15 protein-coding genes are annotated in these 21,486 nt (G+C 40.5%); 9 read left to right on the top strand and 6 right to left on the bottom strand.

All coding sequences use genetic code 11. From position 1 onward, the window contains the following. Nucleotides 1-85 precede the first annotated feature (85 nt). The 5 genes from OIZ54_RS02135 to OIZ54_RS02115 all read left to right on the top strand — a co-directional run bounded on the left by OIZ54_RS02135 (nt 86) and on the right by OIZ54_RS02115 (nt 8,184). Nucleotides 86-1,093: a rhodanese-related sulfurtransferase gene (locus tag OIZ54_RS02135; protein ID WP_024034100.1), complete on the top strand. Its 1,008-nt coding sequence runs from the start codon at nt 86-88 to the stop codon at nt 1,091-1,093. A gap of 253 nt (nt 1,094-1,346) precedes the next feature. Continuing rightward, nucleotides 1,347-2,363, top strand: a complete 1,017-nt coding sequence (locus OIZ54_RS02130) for an efflux RND transporter periplasmic adaptor subunit (protein WP_264389579.1) — start codon at nt 1,347-1,349, stop codon at nt 2,361-2,363. Between the two features lie 2 nt (nt 2,364-2,365). Next, entirely contained in the window at nt 2,366-5,443 is a 3,078-nt protein-coding gene (locus OIZ54_RS02125) for an efflux RND transporter permease subunit (RefSeq protein ID WP_264389578.1), read from the top strand. Nucleotides 5,444-5,580: 137 nt separating this feature from the next. Beyond that, nucleotides 5,581-7,476, top strand: coding sequence for a DUF294 nucleotidyltransferase-like domain-containing protein (locus OIZ54_RS02120; protein WP_264389576.1), 1,896 nt, complete (start codon nt 5,581-5,583; stop codon nt 7,474-7,476). 3 nt (nt 7,477-7,479) lie between these two features. After that, nucleotides 7,480-8,184, top strand: coding sequence for a 3'-5' exonuclease (locus OIZ54_RS02115; protein ID WP_264389575.1), 705 nt, complete (start codon nt 7,480-7,482; stop codon nt 8,182-8,184). A gap of 118 nt (nt 8,185-8,302) precedes the next feature. On the opposite strand, the gene OIZ54_RS02110 is transcribed toward OIZ54_RS02115, so the two are convergent. Beyond that, nucleotides 8,303-9,883, bottom strand: a complete 1,581-nt coding sequence (locus OIZ54_RS02110; RefSeq protein ID WP_264389574.1) for a BCCT family transporter — start codon at nt 9,881-9,883, stop codon at nt 8,303-8,305. 435 nt (nt 9,884-10,318) lie between these two features. On the opposite strand from OIZ54_RS02110, the gene egtB reads away from it, so the two are divergent. Both egtB and egtD read left to right on the top strand, forming a co-directional pair. Then, on the top strand, nt 10,319-11,593 hold the full coding sequence (gene egtB, locus OIZ54_RS02105; protein ID WP_264389573.1) for an ergothioneine biosynthesis protein EgtB: 1,275 nt from the start codon (nt 10,319-10,321) through the stop codon (nt 11,591-11,593). Continuing rightward, nucleotides 11,590-12,564: an L-histidine N(alpha)-methyltransferase gene (gene egtD, locus OIZ54_RS02100; RefSeq protein WP_264389572.1), complete on the top strand. Its 975-nt coding sequence runs from the start codon at nt 11,590-11,592 to the stop codon at nt 12,562-12,564. The genes egtB and egtD overlap by 4 nt, the downstream gene beginning before the upstream one ends. Nucleotides 12,565-12,568: 4 nt before the next feature. On the opposite strand, the gene OIZ54_RS02095 is transcribed toward egtD, so the two are convergent. The 4 genes from OIZ54_RS02095 to pxpB form a co-directional block, all read right to left on the bottom strand. Continuing rightward, a complete protein-coding gene (locus OIZ54_RS02095) occupies nt 12,569-13,408 on the bottom strand; it encodes a PhzF family phenazine biosynthesis protein (RefSeq protein ID WP_264389571.1) in 840 nt (279 codons plus the stop codon). Next, a complete protein-coding gene (asnB, locus tag OIZ54_RS02090) occupies nt 13,392-15,065 on the bottom strand; it encodes an asparagine synthase B (protein ID WP_264389570.1) in 1,674 nt (557 codons plus the stop codon). The genes OIZ54_RS02095 and asnB overlap by 17 nt, the downstream gene beginning before the upstream one ends. A gap of 438 nt (nt 15,066-15,503) precedes the next feature. Further along, the gene (locus tag OIZ54_RS02085; RefSeq protein ID WP_264389569.1) at nt 15,504-16,436 is read right to left on the bottom strand and encodes a biotin-dependent carboxyltransferase family protein; all 933 of its coding nucleotides are present in this window, start codon (nt 16,434-16,436) and stop codon (nt 15,504-15,506) included. A 1-nt stretch (nt 16,437) separates the two neighbouring features. Further along, on the bottom strand, nt 16,438-17,097 hold the full coding sequence (gene pxpB, locus OIZ54_RS02080) for a 5-oxoprolinase subunit PxpB (RefSeq protein WP_264389568.1): 660 nt from the start codon (nt 17,095-17,097) through the stop codon (nt 16,438-16,440). 196 nt (nt 17,098-17,293) lie between these two features. Between pxpB and msrA the strand changes: the two genes are divergently transcribed. Both msrA and OIZ54_RS02070 read left to right on the top strand, forming a co-directional pair. Continuing rightward, nucleotides 17,294-18,583 carry a peptide-methionine (S)-S-oxide reductase MsrA gene (msrA, locus tag OIZ54_RS02075; RefSeq protein ID WP_264389567.1) on the top strand — a complete coding sequence of 430 codons (1,290 nt, stop codon included), beginning with the start codon at nt 17,294-17,296 and terminating at the stop codon, nt 18,581-18,583. Nucleotides 18,584-18,699: 116 nt separating this feature from the next. Further along, complete coding sequence (locus OIZ54_RS02070) at nt 18,700-19,455, top strand: substrate-binding periplasmic protein (RefSeq protein ID WP_256845974.1); 756 nt, start codon at nt 18,700-18,702, stop codon at nt 19,453-19,455. 855 nt (nt 19,456-20,310) lie between these two features. Here the strand turns inward: OIZ54_RS02070 and OIZ54_RS02065 are convergent. Further along, nucleotides 20,311-21,192: a LysR family transcriptional regulator gene (locus OIZ54_RS02065; protein ID WP_004587893.1), complete on the bottom strand. Its 882-nt coding sequence runs from the start codon at nt 21,190-21,192 to the stop codon at nt 20,311-20,313. Nucleotides 21,193-21,486: the final 294 nt, after the last annotated feature.

Raw genomic sequence — 21,486 nt, 5'->3', positions numbered from 1 at the left:
AAGCGTAAAATACGCGCCCCATATGCGCCGGATTTACGATTCGGTAAACGCCACTTAAGGCTATCAAAGCAAAATAGGAAGTAAAATGACTGCTGTTCATAAAGATGATGTAACAAACGAGCACTTTGTAGTGTGTGCAATGTACAAATTTGTAGGTTTGCCAAATTTTGAAGCACTACGTAAACCCCTTTTAGAAGTGATGGAAGCAAACGAAGTACGCGGTACTTTATTGCTTGCTGCTGAAGGTATTAACGGTACTGTATCGGCTAAGCGCGAAGGAATAGATAACTTACTTGCGTGGTTAGACACACAAGAAAACCTAAAAGACATAGTGACTAAAGAATCATACGATGATGAATGCCCGTTTTACCGCACTAAAGTAAAGCTAAAAAACGAAATTGTTACTATGGGCGTTGAAGGGGTTGACCCACTAAAAGTAGTGGGAAGCTATGTTAAGCCTAAAGAGTGGAATGCATTAATATCAGACCCTGAAGTGATTTTGATTGATACACGTAACGATTACGAAATTGAAATTGGTACTTTTCAAAATGCAGTCGATCCTAATACCAAAACTTTCCGAGAGTTCCCTCAGTGGGCTAAAGAAAATTTAGACCCAGAAAAACACAAAAAAGTAGCCATGTTTTGTACCGGTGGTATTCGCTGCGAAAAATCAACGGCTTACATGAAAGAGCAAGGGTTTGATGAAGTTTACCACCTTGAAGGCGGTATTTTAAAATACCTAGAAGAAGTGCCAAAAGAAGAAACAATGTGGGAAGGCGAGTGTTTTGTTTTTGATAATCGTGTAGCAGTAAATCATGATTTACAAAAAGGCTCTTACGATCAATGTCATGCGTGTCGTATGCCGATTACAGAAGAAGAAAAGCAAAAGCCAGAATACATGGAAGGTGTTTCGTGTCATCACTGTATTGATAATGTAACCGATGAGCAACGTGCTCGTTTTGCTGAGCGTCAAAAGCAAATAGAATTAGCACAAGCACGTGGTGAAGGGCACATTGGTAATGAAGCGCAAGCGGTTTTACAACAACGTAAAGAAGCTAAAAAAGCACAAAAAGAAGCCCAGCGCGGTAAATAATCTTTAACTACCTATTATCTACATAGCCCAGTTTATACTGGGCTTTTTTATTTATATAGCCACTTTTTAGTTTAATCCTGCCTGTATTTGTATAAATGCTTAGTCATTAGGCGCCTTTTTCAAAAATTAATTGGTATTACCAATTTAATTTCATCTTATAGTTTTGCTAATTTATCGTTCTATCCTACCTATTGATCAATCAGCTGTTAGACTTCGTAAGGTAATGGAAATAATAATTAATTAAGGTGTTACTTTGAAATCGCAAAACTTTTTAATCGGTGTGCTTAGTTCGCTGCTGTTTTTCAGCGTTCCTGCAATGAGCGCGAACGTTGTTGTACAAAAAATTGCCCTCGAAAGTGCTAAACAACAAGTGCAAGCGGTAGGAAATACAGAGGCAATACATTCGGTTGTAATGTACCCTGCAGTAGGCGATAGAGTAACAGGCGTTTTTTTTAAGCCAGGTGATAAAGTAAAAAAAGGCGATACTTTACTCGAACTTGATTCTCGTAGGCAAAAAGCAGCGCTTGATGAAGCTAAAATTAAACTTGCCGACACCCAGCGAATACTAAAACGATTAGAACAAAGTCAGGCCAAAGGCGCAGTACCTAAAAGCGATGTTGATGATGCTAAAACCGTTGTAGAGCTTGCCAAAGTCACCCTCATACAGGCTCAAACTGAGCTTGAAGACAGAAAAGTAATTGCGCCGATAAATGGCATTATGGGTTTAACAGATGTTGAGGTAGGCGATAGAATAACCGAGCAAACCCCCATTGCCACAATAGATGACACAACAAGCCTGTACATAAATTTTAACGCACCGGAGTCGGCTATCAGTATGCTGCGTAATAAAAGCAGCTTAACGGTGTTTCCTTGGCAATCAGACACTGCCATTAACGCTGATATTGCCTATTTAGACTCACGCGTAGACCCACAAACTCGTACTTTACGTGTTAAAGCCAAGCTAAATAATGAAAAACAACAATTTTTACCTGGTATGAGCTTTAGAGTACATATTGAAGTGTTAGGCGAGCATTTTGCTGCAGTTCCTGAGGCTGCATTACTGTGGGGTGCAACAGGCCCGTATGTATGGACCAGCGTTGATAAAAAAGCCACACGTGTTGATGTAAAAATAGAGCAGCGCTTGGCGGGGCGATTATTGGTTTCTGGGCCGTTAAATAAAGGCGATATTTTAGTAATTGAAGGGGTACAACGCTTACGGGCAGGCCAAGAGCTAAGCTTTAATTTACCCGCGCAAGACACGCAGGAGTAGGTATGAAACAGCAACCTATGATGCAAGACTTACCCTCAATGTCGATTCGCCGCCCAGTACTTATTGTGGTGCTTAACTTATTAATTATTATTGCAGGTATTGCCGCTATTGCGGGTGTTGAAGTAAGAGAGCTTCCTGATGTAGATAGACCACGTATTACGGTTTCGGCGCCATTTCCTGGTGGCTCGCCTGAGACCGTTGATACCGAAGTAACCAGCAAATTAGAAGGCGCAGTAGCGCGTGTAAGTGGCGTTAAATCAATACGCGCACAAAGTGAAGAGGGAAATGCACGTATTGTGGTCGAATTTAGACCAGGCATAAATTTAGATGACGCCGCGAATGAAACGCGTGAGTCTGTTGCACGTGTAGAGCGAGACCTTCCAGAGGAAGTAGAACGTGTTTCTATTATTAAAGCCGACAACGACGCCGAGGCAGTTGTATCTCTGACTGTTTCAAGTGAAAGTTTATCGCTTGAAGCACTTACCGAGCGTGTAAATGTTGACTTAGCGCCGCAATTTTTAACTATTCCAGGTGTCGCAGATGTACGCTTAAACGGAGATAGAGAACGCGTATTAAGGGTACGAATAGACCCGCTAAAACTAAGTAGCTTTAATTTAACAGTGCCTGATGTAGCACAAGTGCTTAGCCAAGCACCGTTTGATGTGCCAGCAGGGAGTTTAAAGTCAAACGATCAGCAAATTATTGTACGTGCCGATGCAACCTCTATTACTCCAGAGCAAGTTGGGGATATTATAATACAAGGCGATACCCGAGTTAGTGATATTGCGGCTGTGTATTTTGGCCCTGCCGATCCGCGCTCTATGGTAAGGCTAAACGGTAAGCCCGTAATTGGTATGGAAATTATTCGACAAGCACAATCAAATACAATTGAAATATCAGATGAAGTGCTCAAGCTCATTACAAGCATGCAAACGCGCTTTCCAGAAATGGAATTTACACTTACCTCCGATGACGCACAATTTATAAGAAGCTCAGTAGATGAAGTAATTTACTCTTTATTACTTACAGTATTGTTAGTGGTTGTCACTTTGTGGGTATTTATTGGCTCTTGGCGCGCCACTTTAGTGCCTGCTTTTGCTATTCCTGTTGCCTTAATAGGGTCTTTAGCACTTATATGGGCACTGGGTTTTTCAATAAATATTTTAACCTTGTTGGCGCTTGTATTAGCCACAGGCTTAATTGTTGATGATGCCATAGTAGTAAGTGAAAATATTCAGCGCCAGCGGGGGCTAGGTTTAGGGCGTCGGGCAGCTGCTGTAATAGGCACGCGCGAAGTGTTTTTTGCTGTTGTAGCAACCACGGCTGTACTTGCCGCTGTATTTATACCTATTGCGTTTTTACCCTCTACTGCGGGTCGCTTATTTAGAGAGTTTGGTGGAGTACTTGCCGGTGCGGTAATTATATCAAGCTTTGTGGCACTTTCATTAGTGCCTGCTCTTACCTCCAAATTAAAGTTAAAGCAGGGCGGTTTTCACCCATTTGCTAAACTAGGCCATTGGTTGGGTGGTATTTATACAAAAACAATTCATAAAGTGCTTAACCATGCATGGCTTACGTTTGCGCTCTGTTTATTGGTTGCAGCAGGCTCAGGTGCTTTGTACGCCAGTTTAGACAGCGAGCTTTTACCCACAGAAGACCGAGGAAAAATTCGTATATTTGCACGTGGCCCAGATGGTGTAGGACTAAACTTTATGGATAGGCAAGCGATAAAAATGGAAGATATTTTACTTCCGTTTGTCGATAGCGGCGAAATTGAGTCAATTTATACTGTGGTAGGCCAATGGGACCCTAATATTGTGTTTATTACTGTGCCATTAAAGCATTGGGATGAGCGCCATTTTAGCCAACAAGAAATTATTAATAAGATACGCCAGCCACTTGGCGATATTCCAGGAGCACCGGCTTACCCAGGTGGGGCTAATAGTTTAAATCTACGTGGTCAAGGGGGAGGCGTTGAAATCGCGCTGCTTGGGCAAGATTATTTGCAAATATTTAAAGCGGCTCAGCAGTTTTCTGCGGCATTAGAAAAAGCCGTTCCTGAGGTGGCACCTGTGCGTATTTCTTATCAGCCATCGCAACCACAACTAAGAGTAAATATAGACAGACGCCGTGCACAAGAGCTCGGTGTATCGCTAGACGACATTGCCATTACTTTGCGCGCAGCAATAAATGGCGACGATGTAGAAGATTTAAACATTGGCGATCAGTCTGTGCCAATTATGCTCCAAGCGCAAAACCAAACCATAAACAGTCCAAGTGATTTGGCTAATTTATACATCAGAGCGGGTAATAGCAGTTTAGTACCATTAAGTAGTGTGGCCTATATTTCTGAAGAGGGGGTGGCTGCAGAGCTTGAACGTCATGCCCAGCGCCGCTCAATAGAGCTCAGTATGGAGTTGCCAGAATCGTTAACCATTGCTGCTTTAGTAGAGCAAATAAAAACGGTGTCTGAGCAATCGTTAGAGCCAGGTATTGCACTTGCGTTTAAAGGCGAAGCGCTAACGTATGAAGAAACATCTAGCGAAGTACTTGTAACTTATGTACTTGCTTTTTTAATTGTATTTTTAGTATTGGCTGCTCAATTTGAAAATGTAAATAGTGCCATTGTGGTTATGATAACCGTACCCTTTGGTATTACTTCTGCCATATTAGCGCTTTATTTAACCGGCACGTCGTTAAATATTTACTCTCAAATTGGTTTAGTGATGCTGATAGGCTTAATCGCTAAAAACGCAATTTTGCTTGTTGAATTTGCAGACCAATTACGCGATCAAGGCTTAACGGTCAGAAAAGCCGTCGAGCAAGCTGCGCTGGTACGTTTACGCCCAATTACGATGACCCTTATATCTACTCTACTTGGCGCATTGCCGTTAATTCTCTCTACAGGCGCAGGGGCTGAGGCCCGAAATGCAATTGGCTGGGTGGTGTTTGGCGGCTTAGCACTTGCGGTGTTGTTTACGCTTTATCTTACTCCGGTAATTTACTTAGGCTTAGCACGCTTTACCACGCCAAGGGGGGATGAATCTAAGCAGCTCGCACAAGAGCTTGAAAAAATCTAACCTTAAAGCCATGCCCAGCAACGCTTTTAAATTAAAAGTGTACTGGGCATGGTTATGGCTTGATTGGCACTACTTGTTTGTTAAGATAGCCACTTAAGCATATACATGCCTTTTTGTGTGGCCACAAGGAATCCCCAATGCAAGCCGAACAAGTTGAAATTGCGCAGTTTTTAGCGCAGCACCCGCCATTTGACGACTTACCGACAAACGCTTTAAACGAGCTTGCGCAACAAGTTGAGGTAGCTTACTACCGCTCGCAAACTGATATTTTAACGTTAGGCCAAGACATCGCTGATTTATTTATAATTCGCAGTGGCTCTGTGGAAATTTATCGTCGTAATAACGAGCTTTATAACCGCTTAGATGTGGGCGGTATTTTTGGCCAAATGGGCTTGTTGATGAATCGTAAAGTGCGCTTTCCTGCAAAGGCACTCGAAGACACCCTAGTGTATTGTATTAACTTTACGCTGTTTAACCGTTTTTGTGACGAGTTTGACAGCTTTGCTGATTATTTTGAAGCCGATGGCAATGTACGTCTTCGCCAAGCGTTAGTTGAGCAAGCCGACAGCAACGATTTAACAACCGCCAAAGTTAAGTCGCTCATTCACCGCGATGTGGTAACGCTAAGTACGCAAACCACCATACAAAATGTTGCGAAAGTAATGACAGAAGAAGCGGTATCTTCTGTGTTAGTTACCGATTTAGACAAACCAATAAGCGACGACCCAGAAGAAGACGATGGGCAAATTGTAGGCATTATTACCGACCGCGATATACGCACAAAAGTGGTAGCCGAAGGCCTAGGGCTTGATGTTACTGCAGATAAAATTATGTCGACTAATCTTGTACTGCTTGATTCAAATGCCTATGTATTTGAAGCCGTCCTTGCCATGCTGCGCGACAACTTGCACCACTTACCTGTGGTACAAAAGCGCCGACCTATTGGGGTTATTTCACTATCCGATATTTTAAGGTACGAGTCGCAAAGTAGTTTACTTTTGGTGCGCGGTATTTTAGCGCAGCAAACCATTGAAGATTTAGCACATTACGCGCGCCAGCTGCCCAATGTATTTGTACGTATGGTAAACGAAGATGCTAATTCACATATGATTGGTACGGCAATGGCGGTAATAGGGCGTACTTTTAAACAGCGCTTATTAGTACTGGCTGAAGAAAAATATGGCCCGCCGCCAGTACCTTACTGTTTTATAGCGTTAGGCTCTATGGCGCGAGATGAACAACTTATTGTAACAGATCAAGATAACGCGCTTATTTTGGATGACAATTACGATGATGAAAAACACAACGAGTATTTTCAAAATATTTCTGATTTTGTGTGTGATGGCTTAGCGCAATGTGGTTATACCTATTGCAGCGGCGAAATTATGGCCTCGTTCAAAAAATGGCGTAAAACACGTTCGCAATGGTTTGATCAATTCTCACAGTGGATAGCCTTACCTAAACCACAAGCCCTACTTAACAGCTCAATATTTTTTGATTTAGATGGGGTGTGGGGTAAAACAAAATGGGCCGATGAGCTTAAAATTTTTATTGCTAAGCAAAGTAAACAAAATCGGGTGTTTTTAGCTAATATGGCCGCCAATGCCCGAAACCGCACACCGCCACTTGGGTTTTTTAAAGGCTTTGTGCTTGAGCATAACGGCCAGCATAAGCGCTCAATGAACTTAAAACGCAGAGGTACCGCGCCGCTTTCTGATGTGATAAGAGTGCATGCACTGGCAATAGGCTCTCGTAAGCAAAATTCGTTTGAACGCCTTGAAGATATTATTGAATCGCGCCTGTTACCTGAGGGTAAAGCACAGGATTTACGTGACGCGTTAGAATACATTGCCATGATGCGAATTCGCCATCAAGCATGGCAAATAGAGCAAGAAGAAGAGCCCGATAACGACATCGACCCGCATTTACTTTCGCCGTTTGAGCAACGCAATTTAAAAGAGGCGTTTGCCATACTCGAAAAAGCACAAAGCTACTTAAAGTTTAGTTACTCAGCCAATGCGGGTGTTAAGTAGCGAATGGCTAAGCAATCGTATTTTGACTGGCAGGCTCATTATAAAGCACTGGCTAACAACGCTAAAAATGAGCATTTAAAAGCGTTTTATCAGCACGCTTATGGTGATACGCACACGCCTATTAAAGATATTTCGTTTGTGGCTCTTGATTTTGAGACAACCGGTCTAAATAGTGAGGTGGACGATATAGTCAGTATTGGCTTAGTCCCCTTTACAATGCAAAGAGTGTACTGCACACATGCTAAGCATTGGGTAGTGCAGCCTCGTAGAAGCTTAAGTGAGGAGTCGATTGTTATTCATGGTATTACGCATTCAGAAGTGGATGATGCTCCCGATTTAACCTCTCGACTAGGGCCGCTACTTAATGCACTTAGTGGTAAAGTCGTGGTGGTGCATTATGCAGCGATAGAGCGGCACTTTTTAAACAATGCATTACTTGCGAGAATTAACGAAGGGATCCAGTTTGCATTAGTCGATACCATGGAGATTGAGCAACGAGCATTGCGCGCCCGCCAAGGCTTAATAGGGCGTTTGTTTAATCAAAAGGTAGGCTCACTGAGACTCACAGATTGCCGCAGTCGATACTCTTTGCCTGCTTATCATAATCACAATGCGCTAACTGATGCATTAGCCACAGCAGAGCTGTTAATTGCACAGCTGCAATACCATTACCGCGATGATACGCCACTGGCTGAATTACTAAGTTAAATCTATTTTAAATTTTAGCGAGTGCAATACAGAGTTAAATTATTAAAAAGCGTTTAGCTTAGCTAATAAAAACGCCGCATATTATGCGGCGTTTTTTAGTTTACTGGCAAGCGACTAATTATTTAACAGCGCGAGGCTCAGTACGTAATCCTAATAATAGGCTGACACACATTAGTAGTAACACTAAAGTAAACGGAAGACCTGTTGAAACAGCACCCGCTTGTAATGCTTGAATCGCCTCTGTACCGCCAATCCATAATAGAGCAGCAGCAATAGAGCCCTCAACCGTAGCCCAAAAGATGCGTTGTGGTACTGGCGCATCCACTTTACCGCCTGCTGTAATTGAGTCGATAACTAATGAACCCGAGTCAGAAGAGGTAATGAAAAACACTAATACTAAAACCACAGCAAGGAACGAAAGCACGCTCGACATAGGCAGTTCGTCTAGCATTTGGAACATCGCCATAGGCACATCGGTTAAACCGTTTACGCCTAAGCTACCAACACCTTGAACAACTTGGTCTATTGAAATGCCGCCGTAAATAGACATCCATAAAATAGTAACCGCAGTAGGAATTAATAATACAGCGATTAAAAACTCTCTAATTGTACGACCACGAGAAACACGCGCAATAAACATACCTACAAACGGTGACCACGAAATCCACCATGCCCAGTAAAATACAGTCCAACCGTGCATCCATGTTTCGTCTTCACGGCCATGTGGGTTGCTCAGTGGAATAATATTTTCAACATAACCCATAACCGTATTTGGTACGTTACCGATTGCCACAGCAAAGCCAACTAAACCAACAAACAGGAGTAAGGCAAATGCAATAAGCATGTTTATATTACTAAGAACCTTTACGCCGCCATCAATGCCGCGTACTACTGAGATAATAGCCAGTAAGGTAACGCCAATAATAACCAATAATTGTGCGCCTACGCCGCCATCAGTTCCAAATACATGATTAATACCTGCAGAAGCCTGCTGCGCGCCTAAACCTAACGAGGTTGCAAGGCCAAACAAAGTGGCAAGTACGGCAAGAATATCAATAATATGACCAGGCCAGCCCCAAGCTCTGTCGCCTAATAGTGGATAAAAAATTGAACGGATTGATAAAGGAAGACCTTTATTATAAGTAAAAAACGCAAGTGAGAGCGCTACAACGGCATAAATAGCCCACGGGTGAAGACCCCAGTGAAACATGGTTGCACCCATGGCCACTTTTGCAGCCTCTGGCGTATTTGCGGTTACATTAAGTGGGGTTTCGTACCAGCCGGTAAAGTAAGCTACAGGCTCTGCAACACCCCAAAACATTAACCCAATACCCATACCTGCGGCAAATAACATGGCAAGCCATGACATACGCGAGTGCGTTGGTTTAGCTCCTTCTCCGCCTAAACGAATATTACCATATGGCGATACAATTAATGCCAAACAAAATATAACAAAGAAGTTTGCTGCCCACATAAAAAACGCATCAAAGTTATTTATTATATCGAGCTTAATACCATCAAGCGTTGCTTTGGCTGTTTGCGCATCCGAAACGAGAATGGCGACTAAAAAGATGACAATCAAACCGGCACTAATACCAAAAACAGGATTATGTATATCAAATCCCCATTTTTGCACGTTATCTTGACCTACGGTGTAGTCCGTATTATCAATACTATACTTGTCATGATTTTCGCTCATGAATACCTCTTATGTTGTCCTAACAAGCCAGAGAGTTCCGGCATAACACTAAGTTAATTAGCCACACAGTAAGTTGCATTATTTACAATAAAACTTATTTGAAGACTAACTAAATTAATCGCTGATCATACCCTTAATAGTGTATGAGTTAAATCGTAAATGTAAAACTATTTGGTTATATATGCCTGATTACTTAGCGCTAAAAGCTATTTATCACTAAAAAGATAAGCTATTGTTAATTCAGTGAGTGTTAAAAATTAGTTTGTTATTAAACTAAAATTAAAGCAGCGCCACCAAACTCGTTTAGTCGTTAATACATTAGTCTACGTTTTAAATGGGTAGAGGGTTCGATTTAATCATTATGTAACATGCATAAAGGTAAAATCTGGGGTAGGCTTTATTTAATCGCAAAGAGTGAAAAGGACTAACTTTAATATGCTAAACACGAAAACGAATGAAGCGCACAGTACTGAAAAAATACACGCTCAATTTCAGTCAATTCGCCAACATAGTCTTACACTTATAAAAAACCTCAGCGCAGAAGATTGCCAACTACAAGCAATGGATGATGCAAGCCCAATGAAATGGCACTTAGCTCACACCACGTGGTTTTTTGAAACATTTTTACTTGCTAAGTATCTGCCTAACTACACGCTCTTTGATGAACAATTTAAGGTGCTTTTTAACTCCTACTATAACGGCATAGGTGAGCAATTTAAGCGTGCTAATAGAGGATGTTTATCTCGCCCCAGTTTAGAGGTGGTGTTGCGCTACAGAGCTTATGTTGATAATGCGCTAAACGAGCTGCTTCAATTAGGCATTAACCAAACACTGTGCAATATTATAGAACTTGGGCTGAATCATGAGCAGCAACATCAAGAGCTCATGCTAATGGATATTAAATATAATTTTTCGTTTAATCCAAGCTTTCCTGCCTACAGCCAAACCCCAAATAACTTAATAAAGGTGAGTGATTCGTTAGGCACTTTAAAATATACCGAATTTAGCCAAAACATAACCAATATAGGGGCTGATGCTAAAAACGGTTTTTCGTACGATAACGAACAACCTAAACATCAAGCCCTTATCCATGCGTTTAGTTTTGCTAACCGATTAGTGACTAATAGAGAGTACTTACAATTTATAGAGGCGGGCGGGTATAAAAACCCTTCATTTTGGTTAAGTGATGGCTGGACTAATATAAACACTGAGCAACTTAGTCACCCTTTATATTGGCAGTATATTGACGGGCAGTGGTTTGAATTTACTCTCTACGGACTGCAGCCTTTAAATTTAGATGCGCCAGTGAGCCATGTAAGTTATTTTGAAGCGGCAGCCTATGCTAATTTTGTAAATGCGCGTCTACCTACTGAGTTTGAATGGGAGTATGTAGCGCAGCAGCAAGCACTTAAGCAACAGCAAAATGATTTGCTTACGCCAAGTGTATGTAAAAACCCAGATGATATCTCGCAGTTAAGCGATACATGTTGGCAGTGGACTAATAGCGCCTATTTACCTTACCCAGGCTTTAAACCCTTTAGCGGAGCCGCAGGGGAATACAATGGTAAATTTATGAATAACCAAATGGTTTTGCGTGGCGGATGCGTGTTTACCCCAAAAGATCATTTAAGACAGACCTACCGTAACTTTTTTTATCCGCACCAAGCGTGGATGTGCAGCGGCATTAGACTAGCAAAGGACATACTATGAGCCAAGTAACAGCAATTAATCAGCAATCAATAACCGATCTAGACTTTTTAAATGATGTATTACATGGACTTGCTCAACAGCAAAAGTCGCTGCCGTGTAAGTATTTTTACGATGATAAAGGGGCGGCTTTATTCGAGCAAATAACCTCATTGCAAGAGTACTATGTTACCCGCACTGAACTTGCCATATTAGAAGATTACTCAAAAGCTATCGCTAATAGACTGCCCGAGAACCTATCAATTATTGAGCCTGGCTGTGGCTCCGGTAAAAAGGTCGCGTATTTACTCGCCCATATGAGCAATGTAAAAACCTTTGTTCCTTTTGAAATATCATCAGAGATGCTTAATTACTCGTTAGCGCATTTATCACCGTTATTTCCGGAGCTGGCCATTACGCCATTACTAGGTGATTTTACCCATAGCCAAATGGTTAAGCAGTTAACAAAAGACACCGCCTTAGACAACCAAACAAATTTAGTTTATTTTCCAGGCTCTACACTGGGTAACTTTGCGCCAGTAAAAGCCATTGAAATAATGAATAATTTCCACCGTTTATGTGGTGTTGATGGCTATGTATTAATAGGTATTGATTTAGTAAAAGAGCGACAAGTGTTACTTGATGCTTACGATGACAAATCTGGCATTACCGCCGCCTTTAATAAAAACTTGCTCCAGCGTATAAATAACGAATTAAATGGCACGTTTATTTTAGATAATTTTAAACACGAATCGCGATTTAACGAAGTGCACAGCCGCATTGAAATGCATTTAGTGAGCAAGTGTAATCAAAGCGTGGTTATTAACGATAAGCAAATAGACTTTGTAGCGGGAGAGAGCATTCACACTGAAAACTCGCACAAATATACGCTTGAGTCGTTTAAAAATCTTGCTGCTCAGGCTAATTTATCGCTTGAACAAACATGGCAAGACGAGAAAAGCTACTTTGCACTTTGCCTACTAAGGCCAATGTAATAGCTTAACTTACAACTACCTGATTGCTGCTAAACGTATAGTTTAGCAGCGCGCCTTTTGGTGACTGCTGCATAAGGCTTACTTTATTTAAACCATGCAGTCTAAAAATAAGTGGCGCAATAACCGACACGGCAGAGCCTGTAGCAGTATCTTCATTTACCCCAAATTGCGGCGCAAAATACCTAAAATATGCGCTTGCGCTGTTTTTATTAATACTATGTATTTGCAGTGCAATTACCGCATTGTTATGCACATTTACTAAATGTGTAAAATTAACCTCTAAATGCTTTAAATCAGCTATGTTTTTAAACAGTACAACGGTATAGCCATTTTTATAAGCTGTTGCGTAAGTAGCTTTTATAGAGTGCGAAAACACATCACTAAGGCTGTTAACCTCATCACTCTTTTTTAAATTAATAGCCGCTAGTTGAAGTTGTACCCGGCCTGTAGCTCGCTTGATTTTAAACCGTTCTTTATCGTTTGAAATAAAATGTGAAGGGCAAAAACCAAAGTGTGCTAATAAACATTTTGCAGCAGCAAGGGTGCCATGGCCGCAGCGCTTAATTTCTGAAGTTTGGTTAAACCAGCGAATGTTACATACACGGTGAGAAATTTCATTTTCATTTAAAAAAACGCTAGCAGGGTGCTGCGAATTTGATGCAATTTTTTGCATTACACGGGTACTTAACCCTTGCGTATAAATAACAATTAACGCACTTGAACCGGCTAAGTTATGCTGTGAACTAGAAAATACAGGAACTGAATAAAGGTGCTTTATATATCGCAACCTAGGCTGTTGTAGCCTACGTTGCGATAAAAGGGTGCGTTTAGCCTTTGCTTGCATACGCGTCGTTGTGAACGCCAGCAGCACGGCCTGAAGGATCAGCATTATTTTGAAATGATGCATCCCATGCAAGTGCTTCAGGTGTTGAACACGCAACCGACTTACCATGTGGTACACATTTAGCTGATGCATCACCTGGGAAGTGTGATTCAAAAATAGAGCGATAGTAATACGCTTCTTTAGAATCAGGCGTGTTAATAGGGTACTTAAACTTAGCGTTAGCAAGCTCTTGGTCGCTTACTTGCTCGTTTACAAACTCTTTTAACGTGTCTATCCAGCTGTAGCCAACACCGTCTGAGAATTGCTCTTTTTGACGCCACAGTACTTCTTCAGGCAGGTAGCCATCGAAGCCTTCGCGTAAAATGTGCTTTTCAATTTTGTCATCTTTACACATTTTTGCTTCAGGGTTGATACGCATAGCCACATCAACAAACTCTTTATCAAGAAACGGTACGCGCGCTTCTACGCCCCATGCAGCCATTGACTTATTGGCACGTAAACAGTCAAACATATGCAGCTTTGACACTTTACGGTTTAGCTCTTCATGAAACTCTTGTGCGTTTGGCGCTTTATGGAAGTATAAATAGCCACCAAATAGTTCATCAGCGCCTTCGCCCGATAATACCATTTTAATACCCATAGCTTTAATTTGGCGCGCCATTAAATACATTGGCGTTGAGGCACGGATGGTGGTTACATCGTACGTCTCAATATGGTAAATAACCTCACGAAGCGCATCAATACCTTCTTGAATGGTAAAGTGAATAGGGTGATGTACTGTGCCAATCATATCCGCTACTTTTTGCGCAGCGGCTAAATCAGGTGAACCCTCAAGCCCAACAGAAAATGAATGCAGCTTAGGCCACCATGCGTCGCTTTCATCGTTATCTTCAATACGTTTAGCAGCAAAACGTTGCGTAATAGCCGAAATAACCGACGAGTCTAAACCGCCCGATAGCAATACGCCATACGGTACATCACACATTAGCTGGCGTTTTACAGCGCTTTCTAGCGCTTCTTTTACGTCTTGCGCTTGTGCGCTGTTATCTTTAACTGCATCAAAGGTTTCCCAATCGCGCTTATAATAAGGCGTTAGTTCACCATTTTTGCTGTATAGGTAGTGCCCTGGTGGAAACTCTTCAATGTGCTTACAAATTGGTGAAAGCGCTTTAAGCTCTGAGGCAACATAAAAATTACCATGCTCATCGTGACCAGTATAAAGCGGAATAATACCAATATGATCGCGGCCAATTAAGTACGCATCGTTTTCTTCATCGTATAAACAAAATGCAAAAATACCATTTAAGTCATCTAAAAAGTCAGGCCCTTTTTGTTTGTATAGCGCTAAAATAACTTCACAGTCTGATTGAGTCTGAAATTCAAAATCAACCTCTAGCTCTGCTGCCAGCTCTTTGTGGTTATAAATTTCGCCGTTAACCGCTAAAATATTTGTTTTTTCAGGGTTATATAATGGTTGTGCGCCGCTTGATACACCAACAATGGCTAAGCGTTCATGCACTAAAATCGCTTTTTCAGATGAATACACACCAGACCAATCTGGGCCACGGTGCCTTAGTAGTTTTGACATTTCAATTGCTTGGGTACGCAACTGAGTGGCGTTAGATTTAATATCTAATACACCAAAAATTGAACACATAGTAACTCCTCATTCCTATTATGTGTGCAGCAGGGCAACTTTGCTGTGCTGCGAAACCTTGTTTTATCAGAAATAATTACTCAAGTCACACTGCTTTTATAATTAATTAAGAATAATTTATGCACCAACTGAAAAGTGAGTGCACCAAATGAGTGCGTTACGCACAAGTGCGGCTATATTTACAACACTTTTGGTGTTAAAAGTGGCGTTAGCAAGGCATTTAGTGCAGTGTTTGAAAAAAAGTACACGACACAAATGCACCAAGTGTGTGCGTAAATTAAAGTAGACCTTAAATTGCCTTATTATAATTTTTTGCATTAGCGTATTTTTATTTTATGTGCTTAATTAACCAATCTACACTTACTTATTGCAAGTTAAGTAGAGCGCCGCTTGTACTTTTATTAGCTCCTTGTAATAGCTTTATATCTCACCTTAGAGTTAACTATATTTAAGCGCTAAGCTTAGCTGATGTAAGTGACCTTTAAGCTTTTGTTTTGCTAATCTAGCTTGCTCATGGGTTACTTGCTTAAATTCAATTGAGTCACCGGGTCTAAATTGCGCAAACTGATGTAAATCAGCCTCTATTACCGTGCCAAGTAATGGGTAGCCACCGGTTGTTTGTGCGTCGTTAAGTAATACAATAGGTTCACCACTGGGCGGTAATTGAATAGAGCCCGGGCCTGTACCAAGAGAGGCAAGTGAGTGACTATGAGTTAGGGGACTTTCGTTTGTTAGCCTAAGGCCCATTCTGTTGCTGTTATGGCTTACTTTAAACGCCGTTGAAAAAAACTGTTTAAGTAGCGTATCACCTAATAGTTGCGCATGTGGGCTTGCATGTACCCTAATCACCTTTAGTTTAGGCAGAGTAATAGCGCCGCGCTGTATAAAGCGCGTTATTGGCACGGGCGATGTTTTAATAGGAATAATGTCGCCCTCGCTAAGTGCTTTACCTGCTAAACCACCAAAGAGCGCGTTTAAATCGGTTGATTTTGAGCCCATGATATCTTTAACATCAATGCCACCTTGTACGGCTACATAGGCACGCAAACCAGCGCGGCCTGTATCAAAGCTTAAAGTTTGTTTGGCTCTTACTTGGTAACTCCAGCCAGGGTACAAGGGCGTTTCATCAAGCGCAGCGTTTAAATCAGCACCTTGTAGGGCAATAACAGTATCGGTTTCAAACTGTAACTCGCACAGGCCTAACGTAACTTCAAGCACAGCTTCATTATCTTTGTTACCCACTAATTTATTGGCAATTATTTGTGCGTAAGGGTCTAAACAACCCGCTTTGCTTACACCTAAATGACGATAACCGCAGCGCCCGCCATCTTGAATTGTAAGTTGTACGCCGGGTTTAAGAACTTTTATCACTTTATGCTCCTTGCATTGTGTTTATTGAAACGAACGATAGCGTGTCGCCGGGTTTAAATAAGCAAGGATCTGAGTGTGTGCTATCAAAAAGGGGTGTGTTTGTATGGCCAATGATATGCCAACCGCCAGGTGTTTCTGCTGGGTAAATGGCAGTTTGCTCTGCGCCTAAAGCAACGGCACCTTTAGGTACTTTAGTACGCGGAGTGTCTCTGCGTGGGATATGCAAGCGTGAATCTAATCCATGCAGGTAGGCAAACCCGGGCTGAAACCCTAAAAATAAAACGTGGTAAGTGGCTTGGCTATGTATTTGAATAATTTGCTGGGGTGTTAAATTAGTTTGTTTGGCAACAAAATCTAAATCTTCTCCTTTATAAGTAGTGTGTATTTTATGGTGAGTGCCTTTAAATGTTGTTGCTTGTACTTTGTCCCATAAATCAGGCAAGGCGTTTTGCCATTTTTCTAAATTACTTGCCGATTTTAAATAAAGCGTTAAAGAGTTCATGCCTGGGACTAAATCGATAAATTCGTTACTTTGCTTTAGCTGCTTAGTGAGTGCCCAAATTTTTTTTTGAGTGTCTAACACATTGTTTTGTTTATGCTGTGTGGCATCTAATAGCAAACTGTTATTTGTTAAAGTAAATACCTGTAAAAATGCAGTCATAATTTAATCTTTTTATACAACGTGCAGCAAAGCTAACATAGTTTTGTCAATTTATTCAGTACCTAGCCATAAGAAAAATAAACGAAAAAGAAATGCAGACTCAAACTGTATTCAAATTTAGCACGTATTTATTTACTGAAATTAAAACAAGGAATGTTGGGTCTTAATTAAAACACGCAGGTATGAAGAGGTATTTATGACATTTTCTCGCTCAGTTTATTTATTAGGCGCCGCTATTACATTTAGCGCCGGCTGTTTTGCTTTATCAACCGAAAAAATAGAGCACAGCAACGTAGAGGCCACAATGCATATAAAAACCATTGTGTTAGGCTCTGGCTGTTTTTGGGGAGCCGAAAAGCGCTACGAAGCACTAGAAGGGGTTATTGATGCAGAGTCAGGCTATGCAGACGGGCACGGCTTTAAAGCAACCTATAAAAATATCACCGACCAATCTCGCCGGTTTGACGAAAACAACTACGCTGAAGTAGTGCAAGTGATGTACAACAGCAATATTATTTCTTCTAAAGCGCTATTACAAAATTACTTTGAAAGCCATGATCCTACACAATCGAATCGCCAAGGTAATGATATTGGCACGCAGTATCGCTCAATTATTCTTACTACCACTAGAGAGCAAGCGCAGCTTGCAGAGCAAGTTAAAGCCGAGTATCAGCCGTTATTAAGTGAAGCCGGTTATGGGCCAATTAAAACAGTAATAAAACCGCTTGAGGGGTTTGTATCTGCTGAGGAGTACCATCAAAATTATTTACAAAAGAACCCAAATGGCTATTGCCCAGACCACGCCACGGGTGTGGTATTTAATAAAACTAAAAAAGCAGATGTAGACAATAGTGTTTTACTCACGGGCAAGCAGATTGTGGTACTTGATTCGCGCGAATACTGCCCTTACTGTGAAAAATTTAAAAAAACAGTCGCTAACGATTACAAAGGTTCAATCCCAATGACATTTCGCCATGCAAATGAACTTAATGGCCTAACTATAAAATCGGCAACTTGGGCAACCCCCACCATTTTGTTTTTAGAAAATGGAAAAGAGGTGTACGCGCGTCAAGGCTATGCAAGCCCCGCTGAATTTTACAAAGCGCTTGGCGCCTTTAAGCTAGGCGATAGTGATGCTTACGAAGTTGCATTTAATGAGCGCACCGACAGACCTTACTGTAAAGAGTATAAAGAATTTAAAAACACTCCCGACGGCGTATTTGTTGATAAATTAAGTGGTGAGCCATTATTTGATACCCGCGATAGATTTAATTCGGGCACGGGGTGGCTGTCGTTTAAACATCCGGTTAAAAATAGTGTTACTAAGCATAAAGATACCAGCTGGGGGATGACTCGAATAGAGCTCAAATCAAAAAGCACAGGTATACATTTAGGGCATTTATTTAAAGGTGAGGGGCCAAGAGGCACAGATAGATACTGTATTAATGCTACTGTGTTAGAGTTTATACCTCGTGACAAAAGCTAATTTATAAGAGCGATTAATTCGCTCTTTTATATTTAATAAATCTAAACTTTAATTAACTGTGATTATGATATATAAATTAGTAATCCAAACGATATAAACGGCATTTTACTATCAAATTGATTAACACGTTAGCACTTGTATCAGGGCTTATAACTATAAGCCCTGTATTAGCACAGCCAACCGAAAAATATGTAATAGGGGTAGAGAATATAGAATACCTGCCTTATTACGATGGCAGTGGCACTAATAAGCGTGATTATTTTGGTTTTAGTAAAGAGTTACTGGAACTATTTGCAAAACAACAAAATATTAAATTTGAATTTTACACTTTGCCTATCCCGCGCCTTTATAAAGAATTTATAGAGCATCACCATGTTGACTTTAAATACCCCGACAACCCTAATTGGCAAGTAAGTTATAAAAATCAGCATCAACAAAATATTAATTATTCTGTTCCTTCGTTAGTTACACATACAGGGTTAGCGAGCTTAAAAGACAATATTAAACTTGAAGATTGCAAATCACTTGCAAAAGTGCGTGGCTTTACATTGCAAGGGCTTGAAAAGTTAACCTCAATGCCAGGCTTGCAAGTACTCGAAAATGATAACGTTATTGAGATGATTTATTTGCTGCATAAAGAGCGAGTTGATTGTATATATATTTCACACGATGTACTTAAATACAATATAGAAGAGTTTTTTGATACCCCCGTCCCTGTGTTTTTTCAGCATCAGTTGCCTGTTGATCACCAAGCGTTTATGTTATCGAGCATTAAACACCCACAGCTCGTTAAAAAGTTTAATGTATTTTTAAAAGACAATGAAAATGCCATTGAAGAGCTTAAACAAAAGCATAACTTTATAGTTGAATAATACTAAATTTAAGCGAATTGGTATAAAACGGTGGGGCAGGTAATCGTGTTTATAAAACAAAAACGGCCCATATAAGGTCACCACCTCACATGAACCGCTTTTCACACTGACAACATCTTACACACACAATATAAGATTTGGTTTGCTACATAGTAGCTAATTTAGTTATTGCTGCGTGTTGCTGGTGGAATAAAAAACAGTTCAAACCAAGTCACCACCTAACTTGAACTGCCTTTTCACACTGACAACATCTTACACACACAATATAAGATTTGGTTTGCTACATAGTAGCTAATTTAGTTATTGCTGCGTGCTGCTGGTGGAATAAAAAACAGTTCAAACCAAGTCACCACCTAACTTGAACTGCTTTTTCACACTGACAACATCTTACACACACAATATAAGATTCTTTTCTTACCTTGTTAGAGCTATCACATCTAAAAAGGTTGCATTTATTTGGTGCAAAACAGTAAATAAAGTCTAATTAATAAAAACGTTTAGCTGTTTGCTTGCGATGGGTTAACTTTAGAATAATCGTAAAAGTCAGACAAACGATAAAAATAAAACCAATAAGTGAAAAAAATTAAGCTATAGACTTTAGTCTAACGTGTTGTGTTATTTTATTGATTTAAAGAGATAAATTTTTATAGGTTAGCTTGCGGGGCAAAAACGAATGATTAAATAAAAATATTTAATTAATAATAAATCACTAAACGGTATTGTTAGGCTGCAAGAAAGTAAAAAAGAAGGAGCTTTACAGTTTACTGTGTGCAGCTTTAGCACTTGCTACGTGCTGCACACATTAAAATTGGCGTAAACAAACCAAAAATGTAAATTGCATTTACTAAGGTAACACTAACCTTGAATGTTGCTAAATGTAGATACAACCCATTTAGCAAATAAATCTAGCGCGGGATTTGGCGAATTAGCTTCATGCTGTACTAAATAGTATTTATCTTTGGTGGTAAGGGGCTGTTGAAATAATTTGTAAAGCCATTTTTCATCAAACCAGCTTTGGCTAATAGGCAGCGGTATGAGTGAAATACCAATACCCTGTTGCGCTGCACGAGCGACCCCAAACATACTATCGATTTGTATAATTTGCGTAGGCGAAAAGTCATCTATACCTGCTTTTTCAGCCCATTGGTGCCATGCCCACGGCCTTGCTTTGTGAAGGATTAATGGTACTTGGTTTAGTGCTTGGCAGTGATCGTCTTTCCACTGTTTTAACAGTTTTTCGTTACACGCCGGTATATATTCAAGATTAAATAGCTCTGTAGTAAGGCCCTCAGTGGGTTTACTTGAGGATAAAACAATCGATAAATCACTGTGACGGGTTAGCTCTTTACGGGTTTTGAGCGTATCCATTTGTAAATTTATATTAGGGTGCTCAGATGTCCACTCACTTAATTTAGGCATAAGTAGTTCACTGGCAAAAAATTCAGGCAGCGTAATGGTTATATTAGTGTTTTGCTGCAATTGACTGAATTCGTTGATGGTGTTTTCAAGCGTATAGATAATAGGCGAAATGGCATCAAAAAAGTTTTTACCCGCAGCCGTTAAACTAATGGATCGGGTTTGGCGTTGAAAGAGTTCAATGCCCAGTTGTTCTTCAAGTTGTTTTATCTGATGGCTTACCGCAGAGGGCGTTAAGTACAGCTCTTTAGCTGCATGTTTAAAACTTAGGCTTTTTGCTGCAAAGCAAAAAGAGCGGAGGCCTCGAATAGGAGTTTGCATGTTTTCCAGAATTGTTTAATTAATTTAAGACGCCTTTAATAGGCAATAATCGAACCAATAATTTAATATAATAATATCAATAGTTTAATTTTAAATATAGCACTAGTTCACAAAAAAGGTGCAGACAATCCACAAATTAGTGCAAATAATCTAAGCGCTTACATTAAAAGCTATTTGTATTATAGATAATATTTACTACAACTGTATTAAAACTGAAAAAAAGTTTATGGCAGGCAAAAAAAATCCCTCTTGCGAGGGATTTTGGGTAACTCAGCGCCATTGGCACTGGGAATG

Origin of the sequence: Pseudoalteromonas sp. A3 (assembly GCF_025942345.1) — a bacterium.
Lineage (GTDB): Bacteria > Pseudomonadota > Gammaproteobacteria > Enterobacterales > Alteromonadaceae > Pseudoalteromonas > Pseudoalteromonas atlantica.
The sequence above is the reverse complement of the archived record's forward strand: the minus strand, read 5'-3'. Positions and strand labels throughout refer to the sequence as shown.